Annotated in this window: 13 protein-coding genes and 1 other annotated feature; of the genes, 3 read left to right on the top strand and 10 right to left on the bottom strand. The window is 41.9% G+C overall.

The window, feature by feature from the left end; translation table 11 throughout:
• The first annotated feature begins 35 nt into the window (after window positions 1-35).
• Together JBW_RS01905 and ppdK are read left to right on the top strand one after the other, a co-directional pair.
• Window positions 36-869 carry a pyruvate, water dikinase regulatory protein gene (locus JBW_RS01905; protein WP_007961482.1) on the top strand — a complete coding sequence of 278 codons (834 nt, stop codon included), beginning with the start codon at window positions 36-38 and terminating at the stop codon, window positions 867-869.
• Window positions 866-3,523, top strand: a complete 2,658-nt coding sequence (gene ppdK / locus JBW_RS01900; protein WP_007961481.1) for a pyruvate, phosphate dikinase — start codon at window positions 866-868, stop codon at window positions 3,521-3,523. Before JBW_RS01905 ends, ppdK begins: the two co-directional genes overlap by 4 nt.
• Window positions 3,524-3,741: 218 nt before the next feature.
• Here ppdK and JBW_RS01895 read toward each other — a convergent pair whose 3' ends face one another.
• From JBW_RS01895 to JBW_RS01860, 8 genes are all read right to left on the bottom strand, one after another.
• Window positions 3,742-5,283 (bottom strand): CYTH and CHAD domain-containing protein, encoded by a 1,542-nt coding sequence (locus JBW_RS01895; protein ID WP_235334121.1) that lies wholly within the window; start codon window positions 5,281-5,283, stop codon window positions 3,742-3,744.
• Window positions 5,284-5,511: 228 nt separating this feature from the next.
• The gene (locus tag JBW_RS01890; protein ID WP_036682141.1) at window positions 5,512-7,116 is read right to left on the bottom strand and encodes a peptide chain release factor 3; all 1,605 of its coding nucleotides are present in this window, start codon (window positions 7,114-7,116) and stop codon (window positions 5,512-5,514) included.
• A gap of 320 nt (window positions 7,117-7,436) precedes the next feature.
• Window positions 7,437-8,108, bottom strand: coding sequence for a hypothetical protein (locus JBW_RS01885; protein ID WP_007961476.1), 672 nt, complete (start codon window positions 8,106-8,108; stop codon window positions 7,437-7,439).
• A gap of 10 nt (window positions 8,109-8,118) precedes the next feature.
• Window positions 8,119-9,075 (bottom strand): DUF1858 domain-containing protein, encoded by a 957-nt coding sequence (locus tag JBW_RS01880; protein WP_007961474.1) that lies wholly within the window; start codon window positions 9,073-9,075, stop codon window positions 8,119-8,121.
• Window positions 9,076-9,279: 204 nt separating this feature from the next.
• On the bottom strand, window positions 9,280-10,857 hold the full coding sequence (locus JBW_RS01875; RefSeq protein WP_007961472.1) for an AbgT family transporter: 1,578 nt from the start codon (window positions 10,855-10,857) through the stop codon (window positions 9,280-9,282).
• A 42-nt stretch (window positions 10,858-10,899) separates the two neighbouring features.
• Complete coding sequence (locus JBW_RS01870; protein WP_007961470.1) at window positions 10,900-12,099, bottom strand: M20 metallopeptidase family protein; 1,200 nt, start codon at window positions 12,097-12,099, stop codon at window positions 10,900-10,902.
• A 254-nt stretch (window positions 12,100-12,353) separates the two neighbouring features.
• Window positions 12,354-13,688, bottom strand: coding sequence for a hypothetical protein (locus JBW_RS01865; protein ID WP_007961468.1), 1,335 nt, complete (start codon window positions 13,686-13,688; stop codon window positions 12,354-12,356).
• Window positions 13,689-13,856: 168 nt separating this feature from the next.
• Window positions 13,857-15,119 carry a methyl-accepting chemotaxis protein gene (locus JBW_RS01860; RefSeq protein WP_235334120.1) on the bottom strand — a complete coding sequence of 421 codons (1,263 nt, stop codon included), beginning with the start codon at window positions 15,117-15,119 and terminating at the stop codon, window positions 13,857-13,859.
• Between the two features lie 323 nt (window positions 15,120-15,442).
• Window positions 15,443-15,700: a binding site (T-box leader), on the top strand.
• Between the two features lie 54 nt (window positions 15,701-15,754).
• On the opposite strand from JBW_RS01860, the gene ilvD reads away from it, so the two are divergent.
• On the top strand, window positions 15,755-17,407 hold the full coding sequence (gene ilvD, locus JBW_RS01855; protein ID WP_007961464.1) for a dihydroxy-acid dehydratase: 1,653 nt from the start codon (window positions 15,755-15,757) through the stop codon (window positions 17,405-17,407).
• 260 nt (window positions 17,408-17,667) lie between these two features.
• Here ilvD and JBW_RS26100 read toward each other — a convergent pair whose 3' ends face one another.
• On the bottom strand, window positions 17,668-18,516 hold the full coding sequence (locus tag JBW_RS26100) for a methyl-accepting chemotaxis protein (protein ID WP_007961462.1): 849 nt from the start codon (window positions 18,514-18,516) through the stop codon (window positions 17,668-17,670).
• Between the two features lie 40 nt (window positions 18,517-18,556).
• Window positions 18,557-19,921 (bottom strand): acetyl-CoA carboxylase biotin carboxylase subunit, encoded by a 1,365-nt coding sequence (gene accC, locus JBW_RS01845; RefSeq protein ID WP_007961461.1) that lies wholly within the window; start codon window positions 19,919-19,921, stop codon window positions 18,557-18,559.
• Window positions 19,922-19,951: the final 30 nt, after the last annotated feature.

Below are 19,951 nucleotides of genomic sequence, written 5' to 3'. Positions count from 1 at the left end.
GTTTATTCAAAATCCCAAAACGAAGGAGGCCCTCTTTGAATACTCTACATAACAGCCAAGTTCCCGTTGTATATATACTTTCTGACTCCATTGGTGAAACAGGAGAATTGGTTGTAAAAGCGGCGATTAGTCAATTTAATGGTGGGAACATTGAGCTTGAACGCAAGCCTTATTTAAAATCCGCTGCACAAATTGATGCCATATTAGAAAAAGCAGCCCAAAGAAACGGAGCGATCTTCTATACCATAGTTCGTCCGGATTTAAAAGAGGTTTTAGAAACCAAAGCTCACGCCTTAGGAATAACACATGTCGATATTATGGGACCTGTCATCGATGGTCTGCAAGCAGTTACTCGCTTGTCCCCTCGCAACGAACCGGGCCTCATTCGCAAAATAGATCAAGCTTACTACACGAAAATTGAAGCCATTGAATTTGCCGTAAAATTTGATGATGGAAAAGATCCCCGCGGTCTCTTACAAGCAGATATTGTCATTACAGGTGTATCAAGGGCCTCGAAGACACCTTTATGCATGTACCTGGCACATAAAGGCATTAAAGCTGCTAATGTACCTTTAGTAAAAGAAATTCCGCCGCCGTCTGAACTGTTTCAGGTGGCTGCTCATAAAATTGTCGGACTTACCATCAAACCGTCTTTATTATTTGAAATACGTAGAGAACGGCTAAAAGCAATGGGACTACAGCCTTCCAGCAACTATGCCAATTTAGAACGTATTATTGAAGAACTCGATTATGCCCAGGATATTATGCGCAAAGTCGGTTGCCCTGTCATTGACATTACAAATAAAGCAACAGAAGAAACTGCTGAGAGAGTTCTAGATTTTTACCGTAAAGGAGTCGTTGAACAATGAAAAAATTCGTATATTTATTTGATCAAGGCAACGCCGATATGCGTTCACTCTTAGGAGGAAAAGGAGCGAATCTGGCAGAAATGACCAATATTGGTCTGCCAGTACCACCAGGTATGACCATCACCACAGCCGCCTGCAAAGAATACTATGAAAATGGCAAAAAGCTTCCAAGTCAGATCATAGAAGAGGTGCGCGAGAATTTGGCTCATCTGGAAAAAACCATTGGTAAAAAGCTAGGGGATGTAACAAATCCCCTGTTAGTTTCCGTTCGCTCTGGAGCTGTATTTTCAATGCCAGGTATGATGGATACCATCTTAAACCTTGGCTTAAACGAAAAAACGGTACAAGTGGTAGCAAAAAGTACGAACAATTTGGTGTTTGCTTATGATTCCTATCGCCGCTTTATCCAAATGTTTGGTGATGTTGTATTGGAAATTCACAAATATGAATTTGAACAGCTTTTGACGCAGCACAAAAAGAAGCAAGGTGTTACCTTCGATCAAGAAATGTCTGCAGATACCTTGCGGGCAGTAATCGACAGTTATAAAGAACTCGTATTAGAAAAAACAGGCACAGCATTCCCTGAAGATCCAATGGAACAATTATTCTTATCCATTGAAGCGGTGTTTCGCTCTTGGAATAATGAACGAGCCTTTATCTATCGCAATCTGAATAAGATTGATCATGACCTGGGTACTGCTGTTAATATTCAGTCTATGGTATTTGGAAATATGGGCAATGACTGCGGTACTGGTGTGGCTTTTACCAGAAATCCTTCCAATGGTGAAAATCTGTTATATGGAGAATACTTAACAAATGCCCAAGGGGAAGACGTCGTAGCGGGCATTCGCACTCCCCAGCCAATTGCAAAATTAGAGGCAGAAATGCCTCAAGTCTATGCTCAGTTTGCTAAGACGGCTAAAATCTTAGAAAAACATTATAAAAATGTGCAAGATATTGAATTTACCATTGAAAAGGGCACTTTATATATACTGCAAACTAGAAATGGCAAACGTACTGCCCAAGCAAGTATTAAAATCGCTCATGATCTAGCGGCAGAAGGCTTGATCAGCAAACAAGAAGCCCTGTTATTGATCGAACCGGGCCAGCTTGATCAGCTGCTTCACCGCCAGATTGACCCTAACGCCAAACTGGATATTATGGCTACGGGTTTACCAGCCTCGCCCGGTGCCGCTTCTGGTGCCGTCGTCTTTGATGCCAATCATGCAGAAGAACTGGGCAAAAAAGGACAAAAAGTGATGCTGGTGCGAACGGAAACCACTCCTGACGATATTCATGGCATTATTGCCGCACAAGGTATCTTAACCAGCCGGGGAGGCATGACCAGCCATGCAGCAGTAGTAGCTCGCGGTATGGGGAAACCTTGCGTATGCGGCTGTGAAGCAGTAAAAATCAACTATCATACTAAGACCTTCACAATTGGAGAAACGATCATAAAAGAAGGAGATCTAATCTCCATTGACGGCGCAACAGGGCGGGTCATCGCAGGCGTTGTCCCCATGAAAGATCCTGAACTATCTACGGAATACCTAACCCTATTACATTGGGCCGATGAATATAAGAAACTAGAAGTTAGAGCCAATGCCGACAATCCTACAGATGCACAAAAAGCCTTAGAGTTCGGTGCCAAGGGCATTGGATTAACTCGTACTGAACACATGTTTATGGGTCAGGATCGGCTGCCACATGTACAGCAAATGATTTTGGCAGAGAACTTTGAAGAACGCCAAACCGCCTTAACTCATTTACTGCCAATGCAGGAAGAAGACTTTTATGGTATCTTAAAAGTCATGACAGGCTATCCCGTCTGCATTCGTCTCTTAGACCCACCACTTCATGAGTTCCTTCCAAGTATGAACGAACTGCTGATTGAAACGACTACCCTCCAAATTACCCAGGAAAATATGACACTGCTAGCACAAAAAGAAGCCCTACTTAGAAAAGTTCGCGCTCTCCATGAATCCAATCCAATGTTAGGGCATCGGGGCTGCCGCCTTGGCATTACATTCCCAGAGATATACGAAATGCAAATACAAGCCATCTGCAATGCAGCTGCCCGACTCACCACCGAAGGTTACAAAGTCTTACCTGAAATTGAAATTCCATTAACCATCGGCAGCGCAGAAATGAATTTCTTCAAAGAGAAAATTGATAAAATTGCTAAAGATACTATGGAAAAATATAAAGTAAACTTCCATTATACATCCGGTACTATGATTGAACTGCCGCGGGCAGCCCTCTTAGCTGGCGAATTAGCAGAAGCAGCAGAGTTCTTTAGCTTTGGTACCAATGATTTAACACAAACCTGCCTAGGATTTAGCCGTGATGATGCGGAAGGTAAATTCCTAAATGATTATTTAGATATGAAACTCTTACCCGATAACCCCTTTATCACCATCGATCGCAAAGGCGTAGGAAAATTGATGGAAATTGCTGTAGAAAGCGGGCGCAAAACCAGACCGGATATTCTAATTGGTATTTGTGGCGAACATGGCGGCGAGGCTCGCTCCATCGAATTCTGCCACCAAATTGGTCTTGATTTTGTCAGCTGCTCTCCCTATAGAGTCCCCATCGCCCGCTTAGCCGCAGCACAAGCTGCCATCAGCAAAGGCGAAAATTACGGAACAAAATAAGAAATAACAAAATGCTACGCGCTCTTTAAACCATATAAAACAGAACGAACCACAGAGGCGCAGAGAACACAGAGAAAGATGGAGAAGATAAAAATGCTCTCTCACTGTTCTCTGCGTACTCTGTGTTCTCTGCGGTTCAACGTTCCCCCCAAAACTTATAATTCTAGACCATCAAAAGAACCCCCAGTGCAAATTAAAATGCGCCGGGGGTTCTTTTCCTATTTCCACTTTTTAGCTGCACGATTGAATTTCTTCCAAATTTTATTTGCTTTCTTTTGCAGCTGCATCTGTTCGCGCATTTGCCAGCCGATCAGCATGCCTGCCTCTAAATGTACTGCCCTGCTGGATTTGCTCCGTAATAATGCCTTTAGCAAAATCTCCGTACTACGAGCATCTGTTATAATCCCCAGGGTATCCTGCAGTTTTTCCAGTTGTTCTGCAATAGAGGCTCTATCACCTAGCAGCGGCTGCATTACTTCTACTACATACTTAAGTTTCTTGATTCCCAATCGTAAATTATGAACATCGTTGACATCCGCCCAAACCACAGATTCGGCTTCTTTTCTCACCCTCTTGATCCAACTGACTAAACCATTGCTAACAAACTTTTCCGTTGTATGATCAGAAACGATAGATTGCTGCCAGTCATTATCTAAAAGTTCGCCCCACAAACCTAATAATAAGGGCGTTGCCAAACCGGAGCTGCATTCACTTACAATCTTCTCCATTTCCTGATTGCGACTCTCAGCTAGAACATCTCCTAACCAGACTTTGGCGCCTCTTTCCTCAGACTGATAGTCCTGTAATTGACGCCAGCTGACATAGGCTACATCTAATTCTCGCACTTTAGCCAGCCTTTGACCAAACTTTTTTAATTCATCCTGATACCAAGTGTTCTGTTTGATTACGTTCAAGGGTTCGGCAAACTCCAATACCGATCGCAAACGCCGCAAGCAAATACGCAGTTCATGGACTAATTCCGGCAACTGGGGATTTTCAAGAAAAGCCCGCTGTGCTGTTAGAACATGATGAATTAGGTCTACCAGCAATACGGCTACAGCCTCACTAACAGGCTTGGCTGTATCCACCTGAGGTACAGAATTTTTCTTTTGCTGTACAGTCGCTAGACCTGCCAGTAAGAGCCCTCGATAAAACTTACTATCCGGTTCTGGCAGCAAAGGAAACTCCCTGGATAAAGCAGCGCCCAGCATAAATAATGCTTTAGGCTCCCCTGTTTTTAATTCTAATTCGATTTCTAAAATAGGCGATGTCTTCTCTCCTGCAATAATAGCACCTTTATCAGCAGCTACTTCAATCGTACTGCTATCAGGCATAACAACCTCTACTATTCGCCGCTCAAAGAAAGTAATTAAAATAGGCTCTAATATTTCATCACCCACTACTTCCTGCAATCGTTCACCAATTTCAGTATGAGCAAAGGCTCGTACATCGGGTTCATTATCGGAAACAACTACATTCCATTCTAACCTGGCATGCAGCCCTCCCTTAGAAGAACCACCACCTTTGACAGTAGCAATCCAATTTTCGCCTTCACGGCGCAGACGATAAGCCAACTGTGCTTTTTGCAATGCATGACTAGGTGTATCAAAGTAACGAGCTTCTAACTGCTGGGTAATCTCTGATCCAGAAACAATCACTGCTGCCAACGCCTCTGCTGTCATGATTTTGTCCCATACACTCTCATCGGCACAACCCAGCTTCAATTCCGTTTCCATCTGATTAGGCAATTCGATCACCATCCTACCAAAATCGTCATATTCTCTTTATCCCAGAGTATAGCATGCCCCATAGCTTGTCAATGTCCTCCATAAAAGATTCTTACTTTAAGAAAAACACCCAGAGTTCTTAAAAAATCTTTGAACCGCTAAGACGCGAAGGACACAAAGGGATTTTAAGGAACTTATACTTTCTAGGCGATTATAGAAAACGCCTCAAGGCCAGCACTTTGCTGACTTTGAGACGTTTTGTTAAAAGGTTGCCGAATCTGGTGGAATCTCCAGGAATTCCACACCGGGATTTCGTTCACTAACCCAGCGAATTGCCCATTCATTGCTGAGTAGAAGCACTGGGCGATCTTTGATATCACGAATCATCATACCGCTGTCAATGCTCTTCATCGATTTAATAACCTGTTCATCGCCGGTTAACCAGCGAGCAACACTAAAGGATAAACGATCCATAAGCAGCTCTACACCATATTCATTTTTCAATCGATACTCCAGCACTTCAAATTGCAGTGAGCCAACTACACCAATAATAAAGGCCTCAGATGCAAACTCGCTCTGGCGGAAGACCTGAACAGCCCCCTCTTGGGTCAATTGGGTCATCCCTTTAACGAATTGTTTCCGCTTCATTGTATCTTTGGGCTGGACCTTGGCAAACTGCTCCGGTGGAAATACCGGGAAATCCTGAAACGTAAATTTAGCCCCTTCCTGGCACAACGTATCTCCAATTCCAAAAATTCCAGGATCAAATAAACCAATAATATCACCAGGATACGCTTCATCAATAATGGTACGCTCCTGAGCTAGGAACTGCTGAGGCTGAGCCAGCTTAATGGCTTTACCTGACTGAGCATGATACACAGACATCCCTCTGGTAAACTTACCGGAACAGATGCGAATAAATGCAAGACGATCACGATGAGCAGGATTCATATTTGCCTGAATCTTGAAGACAAAGGCAGAAAACTCCTCACTTGCAGGATTAATTTCCCCTTCACTGGAAATACGTGCTACAGGCGCAGGCGCCAGTTTCAAAAATTCTTCCAGAAAAGGTCGTACACCAAAATTGGTCATGGCACTACCGAAAAACATAGGTGTAAGTTCGCCAGCAGCTACGAGATCATAATCAAAAGCATCGCCAGCCATATCCAAAAGTTCAATATCTTCACACAACGCACCATGAACACTCTCACCTAACAATTCACGAAAAGCAGGGTCACTAACACTCCCCATCGTGGAAGGCAAAACAGACTGCCCATGGGCGCCATCTTTGGCGAACAATTCCACTTGCGCCTGCTGCCGATTATAAACACCAACATAACTGCCGTCTATACCTACAGGCCAATTCATAGGATATGCCCTTATCCCTAATACCTGTTCAATTTCCTCCATTAGCTCAAAAGGATTCTTGCCATAGCGATCCAGCTTATTGACAAAGGTAAATACAGGGATCCCCCGCTGGCGGCATACATGAAACAGTTTCTTCGTCTGATCCTCTACCCCTTTTGCCACGTCAATTAGCATCACAGCACTATCTGCGGCCATAAGAGTACGATATGTATCTTCACTAAAATCTTGGTGACCAGGTGTATCCAAGATGTTCACCCGATATCCATCATAATCAAACTGCAGCACACTAGAAGTTACAGAAATACCTCTTTGCTTTTCAATTTCCATCCAGTCAGACACAGCATGTTTTGCTGCCTTACGAGATTTTACTGATCCTGCCAAACGGATGGCACCGCCGTACAATAATAATTTCTCCGTTAATGTCGTTTTCCCAGCATCCGGATGGGAAATAATCGCAAATGTTCGTCGTTTATTAATCGTCAATTCTAACTCTTCCATATGTATCGTAAAAAACCCCCTACACTCATACCTGCACTATGCAAAATTACTCTTCTATTACTATATGTTTACCTATCTAAAATGTCAAATATTATCCTACCCTATACTCCTATTTCTCATGCTTTTTTAAAAAATTCCACCGAAGACGCGAAAAAAACATATTAAAGACCGAACCGCAGAGGCACAGAGAACACAGAGAGGGGTTTTAAGCTAGCGTTATCTCCCCCTCAGTGCCCTCTGTGCCCTCTGCGGTTAAAAATCCCTTCGTGTTCTTCGCACATCTTTGCGTTCTTCGCGATTCAGCGTTCTTTTTTGTTGTACTATGCTTCTTTCACAATTTGGTGTCGATTTACCGGACTCCCCTTTAAGGTATCAGCTGCTTGGCTATAAACAAATGCAGGATTTAGAGCTTTCACAAAACCAGCAAACCATTTCTGATAGCATTCTTTCATAAAGGCTTTATCCACGCCAGCTTTCGTCCAATTTCGTTCCTGCAGGCAGATTTCACCCTCCCAGATCACTCTATCATCTTCATTTACCGTTACTACATCGCCCTGATCACAAGGCATGCCATTTAGTACATAGTCATTCACTGCCTGATAAATCCCGGCTGCTCTTTGTCCATCATATTTTCTCTGAGCTTTGGCATGTTCACCACACAGCTTGCCATGTTCAGCATAAGCGGATAATACAATATCTTGTGCAGCACCGCCACAAGTATCCACCAATTCTTTAATGAAAGCAGCTTCCCGCGTCTCTGCTATCGTAATCTGGCGCTGCAGCCAGCCATGAATATTCGTATGATCAATTAACTCACCAAGCTCCGTATCCGGTAAAGGCTGACCATAAATCTGCCAAACCTGAGACTGCAGTTCCTCTGCCGTAGCTCCACACATTTCTTCAGCCTTCTGAAAGATCAGCTGCTCACGTTCTACTACCCGCCCGATTTTATGATATAACCAGTAATGAATATGACCTAAAAATGCACTCATGATAAGCCTCCTAAATTACTTTATTTAATCCTGCTAAAATTTCCTTTACATCAAGCCCGTGGATTCCGGCTGCCTTTTCTAAAGCTTCTCCTGTTGCCGATGGGCATCCTAGGCATCCCATCCCAAAGGACCGGAATACAGGAACCGTTTGAGGATAAACCCTGATAATATCACTAATTACGCTCTCTTCTGTAATTTTATCACCGAATACCAATGTTCCTTCTGTAAGCCCGCCTGCTACAGGAGCGATTTCTCGTCCCTCTTGGGATTGAGGGACCAAAGGTTCTGTCGTTTGGCTCACGCCTTGATAGAAAGCAGCCAATACATCCGCTCTAAATTTTTTCATACCAATTCGATCAATAAACTGTCCCACACGTTCAATATCAGCATTCTTTTGATAATATTCAACGATAACATGTACGATACGTATAACTTCATCATATTCCAAACCTTCAATTAAGAGATCTGCCAAACGAGGATGGGCACCAGCCGTACCGCCCACATAAATATCCCAGCCAATATCGCTTCCCATGACGCCAATATCTTTTACATGCACCTCTGAACAAGAATTGGCACAGCCGGCTACACCAAATTTCATACGAGACGGCATTTCTTTTTTATGGTACAGCTTGTCAAGTTCCATACCCAGTTTAATACTATCCTGCTTACCTCTTTTGCAAAAAACATTACCAGGACATATTTTTATACTACGTACACAATTGGCAAAACCCATAGCCGGCTGCATATCAAGCTCTTCCCAAATGTTTTCAATATCGTCCGCTTTAAGACCTGTAATCATAATCCGTTGAGCAGAAGTTAACTTCATAACACCATGGTATTTCTCGGCTATATCCGCATATTTTCTCATTAAATCAGGTTTGATAAATCCTCCCGGCAAATGGGGTGTGATTGCATACGTACGATTGCCATTATGAATCTTTTGTAAATTAGCACCTTTAGGTAACATTGTGCCACCTCCTCAAATATTATCTTTATCATACCCCATTATTTGCATCTTAACTGTGATCTATATCAAGTTTATAAAAAATATTTGAAAGTTTATTATAAATAAAATAGTGAAGAATCCTGCTATTGTTGCATAACAGGATTCTTCACTATTTACAGTAACTCATTTGATAAAGAAAGGAGCGATCTAACTTTAATACCATTCTCATTTAAGAAAAATATTTGCGCCTGGTCCAAGGGGAAGGTTAAGAGCCATAAATAACAACAGCCACAATGTCCATGTTACTAAGAAGGCAAGAGCATAGGGAATCTGTGTTGCCATGAGGGTCCCCATACCTACCTTTTCTTCTGATTTCATATAATGAGCCATAATTCCAAGCATGACTGGTACATAGTAGTTTAATGGTGTAACTGAGTTTATTGCACTCTCACCAATTCGATAAGCAGCTTGTGTTAAAGCTGGTTCATATCCTAACAAACCAAACATAGGAACAAAAATAGGAGCCAAAACCAACCACTTTGCTGAACCGCTGATTACGAATAAGTCGACAAAGCCGGAAAGTAAAATCAACGCAATGACCAGAGCGGCACCTGTAAAATCTAAGCTCTGTAATAAGTGTGCCCCTTTAACTGCAATAACAGTTGCAATATTCGTTTTATTAAACCATGCAATGAATTGTGCTGCTGAAAAAGCAGTAACTATGAAGCTAAGAGATCCTGAAAGACCTTGAGATAAGAACTTAGGTATATCACTTTCTTTTTTTATGACTCCTTTTCCAATACCAAATGCGATGCCAATAAAGAAAAAGAAGAAAAACAAGATGGGGATAATACCATCTAAAAATGGCGATTTAGGAATCAACAGATGGGTCTTAGGATCACGAAGTATTCCGTATTCTGGAACAAGTAGTATTAATAATAATAGGATATAGGCTAAAGCAGTCCAACCAGCATACGCTAACCCTTTCTTTTCTTCTGGGGTGACTAGGTGTTCATTAATTCCATTTTGTAGTTCTTTCATTTCTAACTTATCTAAACGAGGCGAGACTACTTTCTCAGCAACGAGGGTACCTACAATGGTTAAAAGAACAACTGAGGAACTCATAAAATAATAATTAATAAGAGGATGAGCTGGCGAATTAGCAGTAGCGGCAACATTTCCAATGGCCGACTGCGTAATACCAGCGATTAAGGCATCTGTTCCTGCAGGTATAAAATTTGCACTAAATCCTGCCGCCGTTGCCGCAAAGGCAATAGACATACCTAGTATTGGATTTTTTCCCATACTGGCATAGACAGCCGCCGCAGCAGCAGGTACAAAAACCATAGCTGCATCAGATGCTAAGTTTCCATTAATACCAATTAGAAAGATTGTTGCTGTGATAGCCCAGGAGGGCACTCCAAGCATGATTTTACGAACTAAAGTTCCAATAAATCCAGTAGCCTCCGCTAAACCCATAGCCAGCATCATGACGACAACAAGTCCTAATGGTGGAAAATTAATAAAATTTTTAACCATATCGGTCATAATATAACGAAAACCATCTGCATTTAGCAAACTAAGAACTTTAACATCAACTGCTTTTCCGCCTTTACCAATATAAGAAACAGCTGTTCCTTCAAAAATGGCTGAAATTACGAGTACCACCAAGGCTAGCATCGAAAATAAAATAAAGGGAGAAGGGAACTTATTGCCAACATACTCAATTACATCTAAGATTTTTTGAAAAGTACTCGTACCAGAAAAATTATTTTTTTGCGGGGCATATCCTAATTGACTCATAATGTACCTCCTATATTTTAGTAATAAGTGCCATCGTGTAGTTTAGTAAATTTCACCTCCTATCGCTTTGTAAGACTTCATTGCCTCTAATACAATTTGATATAGAAGCTTAGACCCTATTAACAAAGCGTTTTCGTCAATGTCAAATCGTGAATTATGTAAAATCGGAGTATCTTCTCCAGCCTTAGCACAACCAAGGAAAAAGAAGGCTCCTGGGATTTTAGTAAGATAATTGGCAAAGTCCTCAGCACCCAGAACAGGTTTTATGTCAGTACATATATTGTTTTTTCCAATCACTTTTATGGCCGCTTGAACCACAATTTCCGTAGGTTGCTTCCAATTTCTTAAAGCCGGATAGCCTTGCTGATAGTCAAATACATAATCGCCTCCTTGAGACTTTGTAATTCCTTCCAAAACCGCAGCCATTCGTCTTGGGATTTCTTGTCTGGTAGTTTCATTCAACGTACGTATAGTACCTTCCACCATCACCTCTTTGGCTATTACGTTATAACGCTCACCGCCATGAATTGCACCAATGGATATCGTTGCTACTTCCAGTGGGTCTATTTGCCGGCTAATAATATGATTAAAGCCTTGGATGATATCAGCACTCATGGTAATGGAATCAATACCTTTATGAGGTTGCGCCGCGTGGGCACCACGCCCCAGAATATTGATGGTAAAGCGATCGGAAGCCGCCATAAAAGCACCTGATTTAATACCAATGGTGCCGTAAGGGATGTCAGGCCATAGGTGTAATCCAAATATGGCGTCAACCTTTTCTAAAACGCCCTCCTGCATCATCGCTGTTGCTCCACCTAATGGAGCAGCTTCCTCTGCTGGCTGAAAGATAAGTTTCACAGTACCTTTTAATTGGTGGCGATGCTTCATCAGCATAACGGCGGTTCCCATTAAAATAGCCATATGTCCATCATGACCACAAGCATGCATGCTTCCTTTATAGAGAGATTGATAAGGAACGTTGTTTTCTTCAATTATGGGCAATGCGTCCATATCTGCCCGTAAAGCAATAATCGGCCCAGGTTGATCACCTTCAATAACACCACACAGACCATATTGACTAACAAAGGTCTGAACTGTTACTCCAATATTTCTTAAAAATGTCTCAATGGTTTCTCGTGTACGTTTTTCTTTACCGCTTAGTTCAGGATGGCGATGGAAGTCTTGCCGCAACCTAGTAACTATTTGCTGTAATTCGATCTCTTGTCTATGATCCCACATATATTTATCACCCTCATTTCATCTGTATCATTGATACAGAATTCTTTTTCATTCTGCAATTCGGTCTATTTATGGAAATTTCCTTTAATAGTTAAAAATAAAATGAGACTTTGCGCCCTATGCACAAAGCCTCATTGCTTTATTCAATCATATTATCATTTTTAGAAACCATATCATCATATCTTGTTATAAGTATATCTTACTATTGCAGATTTGAAAAGTCTTTTTTTAAGACCTTTTCAATACATTCGTAATTATTCTTTGGGTGGAGCCACCATTTTATCCAGCAGGATACGATATAATTTTCGGGGCCGACCTTTGCCCGCGCCTTCTTCTCCCGAATTAACGGCTAAACCGTTGTTTAATAAATTACTAAGCAATCGTCTAGCACTGCGAGGTGTAATCGAAAGGTAAAGTGCAAGATTATCGGCATTAACGATTGCATTGTCAAATTGTTTAAAAGCAGCAAGCATTTTAAATACAGTTGTCATTCTTATATTTAACTTGTCAGCCAAGTTCTGCATTGCTAAATCATCTGATCTTATAGCATATTGCAAATGAGTGTTCGAACTAAGTGGTCCAATTGCTGATTTATCATCCAGAACAACCATCCATTTCGAAGAACCAGCTTGCCTTGCTAATCCTAATGCAATATGAGCATTTTCATCTGCTGCATAGGCAGTAGGACCAAAGCCTATTCCACCACTTACATTGATGTTCATTTTATAGGTAATTTCCTCTAATAAAGGCATGATGGTAAATTCCTTAGTCAGACTCTCTATGATACCGCGAGTAGAGTAGATAATATAATGTCCATCTCCCTGCATCAAAATAGAACCTCTTAACATTTCCGTATAATGTATTAATATCTCATAAAGTTGTAATTCAATGCGTTTTACTCCATAACTGGAAGTAGATTCTGAAATAAAGGTTTCATAATTATCGATCGCGATGTGATGAATTGCTATTTGGCTCCCCTTGGATCGGATTGCTTCAACTTTACTAATTGCGATTGCCAACGTAGTGCGAATACTATCCCGGGTCGGCCATATACGAAAGGTAGGAACACCAAGTTTCTTTAATTCTTGATAACTAGAGAGGAAACATGTTACGGCAATGTTTGTTTCACCTTTTTGCCATAAATGATAGTGATATTGGGTAATTTCATTAGCAGAAATAATGTTATCATAGTCTTTTACATAAAAAGGAGGAACAGGGATAGGTATATCTCCAAAAGATTCCTCAATTTCTTTTCTATAAAAAGTATCAAAACTAATTCTATTAATTTTCAAGTTTTCAATATGTAATATTTGCAACAAAGCACGATATAAACTAGAGCCAGTATGGGGAAGATAATACAACGGTTTTATCGTTCTCTGAGCATTCTTGGCATACATGTAAGGAACTTTTCCTGAAAACAACCATGCATCAATACGATTATCCACTTTAGTAATAATATCAGGCACTTCAGAAGCATCTTGATACACCACAGGCAAAATATCCACAACATCACTGCGTTCAGAAACAGTCTCGCTGATCAATGCAACAGAATCAGATGGCCCCACGATTGCAAGATTAATTTTTTTCACTATTTTCACCTTACCTACCAGCTTATTCACAGCAATTATAGCATAAAATTCTAATCCATCAAAAAACTTTTGTTAAGACAAGTTGCAGCCTTAAATAATCTATTCTTCCATATATAATGAAAAAGAGAATGCTCTCTGGTTTTATCCATAAAAGCATTCTCTTTTTCACTATATGGAAAATTTAGATATTTTCTCCTGCAATTGTCCTACCATGTTACGCAGCTCAGTGACACAAGCGATGGTCTCATCCATATCAAGTACCTGCTTTTCTGTGACCGTGTGAACCTCCTGGGTAATAGCAGAAGTTTCCTCTGATCCTGCTGATATATTGCTAAATACATTCACAATCTCTTCACTTTTACCACTCATAACCGTAAATCGGTTCTGCATTTCAGACATTTTATCCGTAAGAGCCTCAACGGCTACGGCAATTTCCTCGAAAATGGTCCATGTCGCATTCACGGTTTCCTCCTGATCGCTCACAACCTGCTGGGACTTTTCGATAGAAGACACAGCCACCTTAGACTGCTGCTGAACATCCTGAATCAATCCCTTAATATCGTTAACTGCACTGCCGGATTGCTCCGCCAGCTTCCTAACCTCTTCCGCCACTACAGCAAATCCTCGTCCCTGTTCTCCTGCTCGCGCGGCTTCAATAGAAGCATTTAAAGCCAGCAAATTAGTTTGTGCAGCAATTTGCTCGATCACCGTAGTGATCGAACCAATTTGTCCAATCATTTCATTTACTTTTCGTACTACACTGTCCACATCCTGAGAAGCCTGCTTGCCTTCTGTCATCTTTTCCGTTAAAGAACATATAATCCCTGCTACTTTGTCATTTAAGCTGCACATCTCCCCATAGCTTTGCCCCATCTCATCAGTATAAACCTGCACAGCCTTAACATGATCTACAAGCTCGTGCATACGCCCCACACCAGACTCCATCTCCTGAGATTGATTCACTGATACACTCGCAATCTGCCCGACGGACAGACCCACCTCTTTGATGGAATGACTGTTTTTTTCTGCAACGGCTTTCATTTTATCCGAATTGATTTCAACACCTTGACTTATCTGCTGTACTTGGCTCAGTAAGATAATCATATCCTTTTGCATCTTCACGATTGCATTAGACAATTCCCCTAGCTCATCAGTACGAGTGCAAAACTGCTGTACCAAGTTTGTCTTAAAGTTACCAGCTCCAAATTGACCAATATGATTAATGACGGCAATAAGAGGCCGTAAGAAATGTCTTGATACAAAAAACGCCATAACAAGTGCCAACAGTATGGATAGCAATGCTACTGCTATGATTACGCTGCTAGCGTCTTCTTGATTCTGCGATCGTATCGTCATTCCAAGAAAAAAACTAATCAGTACTAAAGGAACTAGTATAACCCCTATAAAAGCTGCAATTAACCGATTTCTCATTCCCCAAAAACCTCGCCTATCCACTTTTTTCACTCCCTCTTCCGTTATCGCAGTACAACTATTAGAATACTGCGTGAATTATTTCATTATTCACTTAATTATATACACCTTTTCGTGCTTTTTTTGTCGAAATAAGTCAAGAATGACAAAATCTATATAATAAACAACAACAAACTACAAGTAACACAATGCGCCTTTTTTCTATCTTTTTTTCATCGATTGTTATGGGAAGTATTCTCAATATGTAATTTTGTATTTTTACTGTTGACATATTCGAAAATTCTATTATAATAAATCTAACAATAAGTTTACAACTTTACACTTTAAAAGTGATGATGGAGAAAGAGAAATACCCCTATGTTTAAGAGAGCCGGGTAAGGTGGGAGCCGGTAACATATGTATATTCTTGAGTCACTCCTGAACTGCAAGGCTGAAAACATTGAGTAGGCCGCGCCGGAATCAGTTCGTAATGGAACGCAGCCGTTAACTTGCTAGGGTTTAGTAATAGACCTGATGAGAGATGTATTCATTTTTTGAATACAACAAGGGTGGTACCGCGAGAGAAACCTCTTGCCCCTTTTTTTAGGAGGCGTGGGTTTATTTTTTTTATCTATACTTAAAAGGAGGCTATTATTATGCATAGTAACATTGTAAAAAAAGGTTCAACCAGAGCAGCCCACCGTTCCTTATTTTATGCCATGGGGTATGACAAGGACGACTTGAATAAACCCCTCATTGGTATTGTCAATTCCTTCAACGAGATTATTCCCGGTCATGGACACTTAAAAGACATTGTACAGGCGGCTAAACTTGGCGTTGCTGCTGCTGGCGGGACACCTATGGAATTCCCGGCGATTGGTATCTGCGACGGGATTGCTATGGGACATAAAGGCATGAAGTATCCCCTACCTAGCCGTGAACTCATTGCCGATTCCATTGAAGCCGTGGCTGGAGGTCATGCCTTTGACGGTTTAATCCTAATCCCCAACTGTGATAAAATCGTGCCCGCTATGCTCATGGCAGCTGCGAGAATCAATATTCCCTGTGTCGTGGTAAGCGGTGGTCCAATGCTCGCAGGACGCTACCAAGGAAAAGATATTAGTGTGAGTACGATGTTTGAAGCAGCGGGAAAATTTGAAGCAGGGAAAATCAGTGCTGAAGAACTTGACACCATGGAACAATCCGCTTGCCCAGGCTGCGGCTCCTGTGCTGGTCTCTTTACTGCCAATACCATGAACTGTTTGACAGAAGTTCTGGGCATGGGTCTTCCCGGCAACGGCACCATTCCTGCCGCTTATACAGGAGCACGGAAAACCCTTGCCAAGAGAGCTGGCGCTGTCATTATGAACTTAATCAAGAATAACATTCGCCCTCGGGATATCATGACAAGTAAAGCCTTTGAAAACGCCATTGCCGTAGATATGGGAATCGGTGGTTCTTCTAACACGGTTTTGCACCTAACAGCCATTGCTCATGAAGCCCAAATTGCTTTGCCCCTTTCCCTCTTTGAAGAAATCAGTGCCAAAACTCCTTACATTACCAAGTTAAGTCCTAGCGGCACCCACCACATGCAGGACTTAAACGAAGCAGGCGGTATCAATGCTGTTATGAAAGAACTTGCTAAAGCTGGTGTCATGCATACAGATGCGCTGACAGTAACGGGAATATTATCGGAACGTCTAGAACAAGCTGAAATTACACGCGCAGATGTCATCCACACCATTGATAATCCCTATCGGAAAACTGGCGGTATCGCTGTTCTTGCCGGCAATCTGGCTCCCGACAATGCCATTGTAAAAGAAAGTGCTGTAAAGGAAGACATGCTGGTCTTTGAAGGTCCTGCTCATGTTTTTAATTCAGAAGAAGAAGTCATTGAAGCACTATTAGCGAAACAAGTAAAAGATGGCGAAGTGGTGATTATCCGTTATGAAGGTCCCAAAGGCGGTCCCGGTATGAAAGAAATGCTAAATCCAACTGCTATTATTACTGGCATGGGATTAAAGGTTGCTCTGCTTACTGATGGACGTTTCAGCGGTGCTACGCAAGGAGCCTGCATTGGTCATGTATCGCCAGAAGCCATGGAGGGAGGCCCCATCGCTCTAGTAGAAAATGGTGATGTGATTTCCATCAATATTCCTCAGCGCTCCCTCATCGTAAACATTAGCGATGAAGAAATGGCAAAGCGTCGTCAAAATTGGGTACAACCTGAGCCCAAAATCAAAACAGGTTACCTCTCTCGCTACGCCCGTCTTGTCACATCAGCAAATAAGGGTGCCGTATTAGAATAAGGAGGCCAGCCCCCTTCAAACCTCTTGGAACCTATATCCCCGACTTACTGGGACTGATTATGCTGGGTATGGGACTTACCATGTCATTAAATGGACTTTAAAAAGGAAGAAACAGAAAGTGATTTACCTGTTAAAAGTTAAAGCACTGTAAAAATTAAACCTTTGAAAGGCTGAACGAATTGAACCACAAAGGCGCAAAGGACACAAAAGCCCAAAAGATCCTGACAGCATCTGGCTGACAACGATCTTTTGGGCTTCTTTTATTTCATACCTTGTATCATATTCTCAGAAACACTGGATAATTCTCCGGCCATAGATGCCAATCCTTGACTGGCTTTAGCCATTTCTTGAATGGAACTTGCTTGATTCTGAACCGTATTGTCAATAGTAACAACCTTTTGGTTCATAATGGCAATAGAATCCTGGGTTTTCTTTAAGGAAGCATTAATATCTTTTACCGAATCAGCACTTACCGTAGCTAACTTGCGAATTTCTTCTGCTACTACACTAAATCCTCTGCCAGCTTCTCCTACTCGTGCTGCTTCAATCGCCGCATTAAGGCCCAGCAGATTTGTCTGGTTCGATATATTTTTTATAAAATCTACAATCTCATCCGTCTGCTTTATCGTAGCAGCCAATTCCTTACTCAAAATGCCCAGATCGTTGCAAATAGTCGATAGCTCGTTTGAGCCTGTTGCTAAGGCATCCATACTTGCCGTAAATTCATCAGAAGAATCCGCCAATGTTCCCGCTATCATATGCACTTTTTCCTGGTTAGCAACCGCCTGAGTTGTGATTAGGCAGCCAATTGCCTTATTGCCCTCTTTGATGGGAAGTGCGCAGGCAATATAGGGAATATCAAAAGCGGACTGTTCCCTGGATATCATGCGGACAATGCGCGTCCCCGTCTCAATACATTGTTCACACACTTGCCCTTTCATCGGTTCACCGGGTCTAACTCCTAAATCAAAACTCTTACCAGGCACATAGGCTGTGTACATCCCATCCTGAATAACCGACACACCTACATCGTCTACAACTATTTCATTAATGTATGGGGCCAGCTCTGTAAACATTCTTATGATGTCCTGTCCCGAAAGTTTTGACATGTATTTCACCTCACCTATCGTATTTGATCCCTGCAAGTACTTACTCATAACATTCTGGATCAAATTCACTTTTATACTTTTCTAAGAAACCAGTATTAAATTCTCCCTGAATAAACATGCCATGTTTTAGCAATTTTTGATGAAAAGGGATGGTAGTATGAATTCCTTCAATTGCAAATTCCCCTAATGCTCGTTGCATCCGATTAATCGCATCTTGCCGATTTTTCCCCCAAACAATGACCTTCGCCACCATAGAATCATAGAAAGGAGAAATCTCATATCCGGGATATACCGCACTGTCAATTCGCACACCAAATCCACCTGGAGGCAAATACGTTTCTACCTTCCCTGGTGACGGCATAAAATGATTTGCTGGATTTTCCGCATTAATTCGACACTCAATGGCCCAGCCATTGATTTTCACCTCTTCCTGACCAAAGGATAAAGGCTCTCCTGAAGCAACAGCAATTTGTTCCCGAATGAGATCAATACCGGTAATAGCCTCTGTGACTCCGTGCTCAACTTGAATCCGAGTATTCATTTCCATAAAATAAAACTGACCATGCTTATCCAGCAGAAATTCTACCGTCCCTGCTCCATGATAATTCACGGCTTTTGCTGCCAATACGGCAGCATTTCCCATTTGCTCCCGCAACGTTTGATCAAGAGCAGGCGAAGGTGCTTCTTCCACCAGCTTCTGATGCCGACGCTGAATGGAACAATCCCGTTCACCAAGATATACCACATTTCCATATTTGTCAGCCATAAGCTGAATTTCAATATGCCTGGGTTCTTCTAAATACTTTTCCAAATATACACCTGCATTGCCAAACGTAAGCTGAGCTTCCTTTTGGGCTTGGCGAATGGCTTTGATTAATGCTTCCTCATCTTGGGCCACTCTCATACCTTTGCCGCCACCGCCAGCGGTTGCCTTGACAATAACAGGATAACCAATATCTTTAGCGACCGTAATGGCCGTCTGTACTTCCTCGATAAGTCCATCCGTACCTGGAACAATGGGAACACCCGCCTGCTTCATCGTTTCTCTGGCAATCGCTTTCGCCCCCATTTTACGAATGGCATCCGCCTCCGGACCAATGAAGGCAATCTGATAGTTAGCGCAAACCTGAGCAAACTCTGGATTCTCTGCCAAAAAACCATATCCGGGATGAATGGCATCCACCTGGGTAAACTGAGCAATACTCAGCAATCTGCTACTATTTAAATAACTGTCCTTGGAAGAGGCAGGGCCAATACAATATGCTTCATCTGCCAATTTTACATGGTATGCTTGCTGGTCTGCAGTTGAATATACAGCAACAGTTGCAATACCCATTTCGCGGCAAGCCCTGATGATTCGCACCGCAATTTCTCCTCGATTGGCAATCATCACTTTTTTAAACATCTTTTCTGCCCCTTTGTTATGATTCTATTT

The sequence above is a fragment of the Pelosinus fermentans JBW45 genome, from assembly GCF_000271665.2.
GTDB classification, from domain to species: Bacteria; Bacillota; Negativicutes; order DSM-13327; family DSM-13327; genus Pelosinus; species Pelosinus baikalensis.
This window is presented reverse-complemented; position numbering and strand designations above follow the sequence as displayed.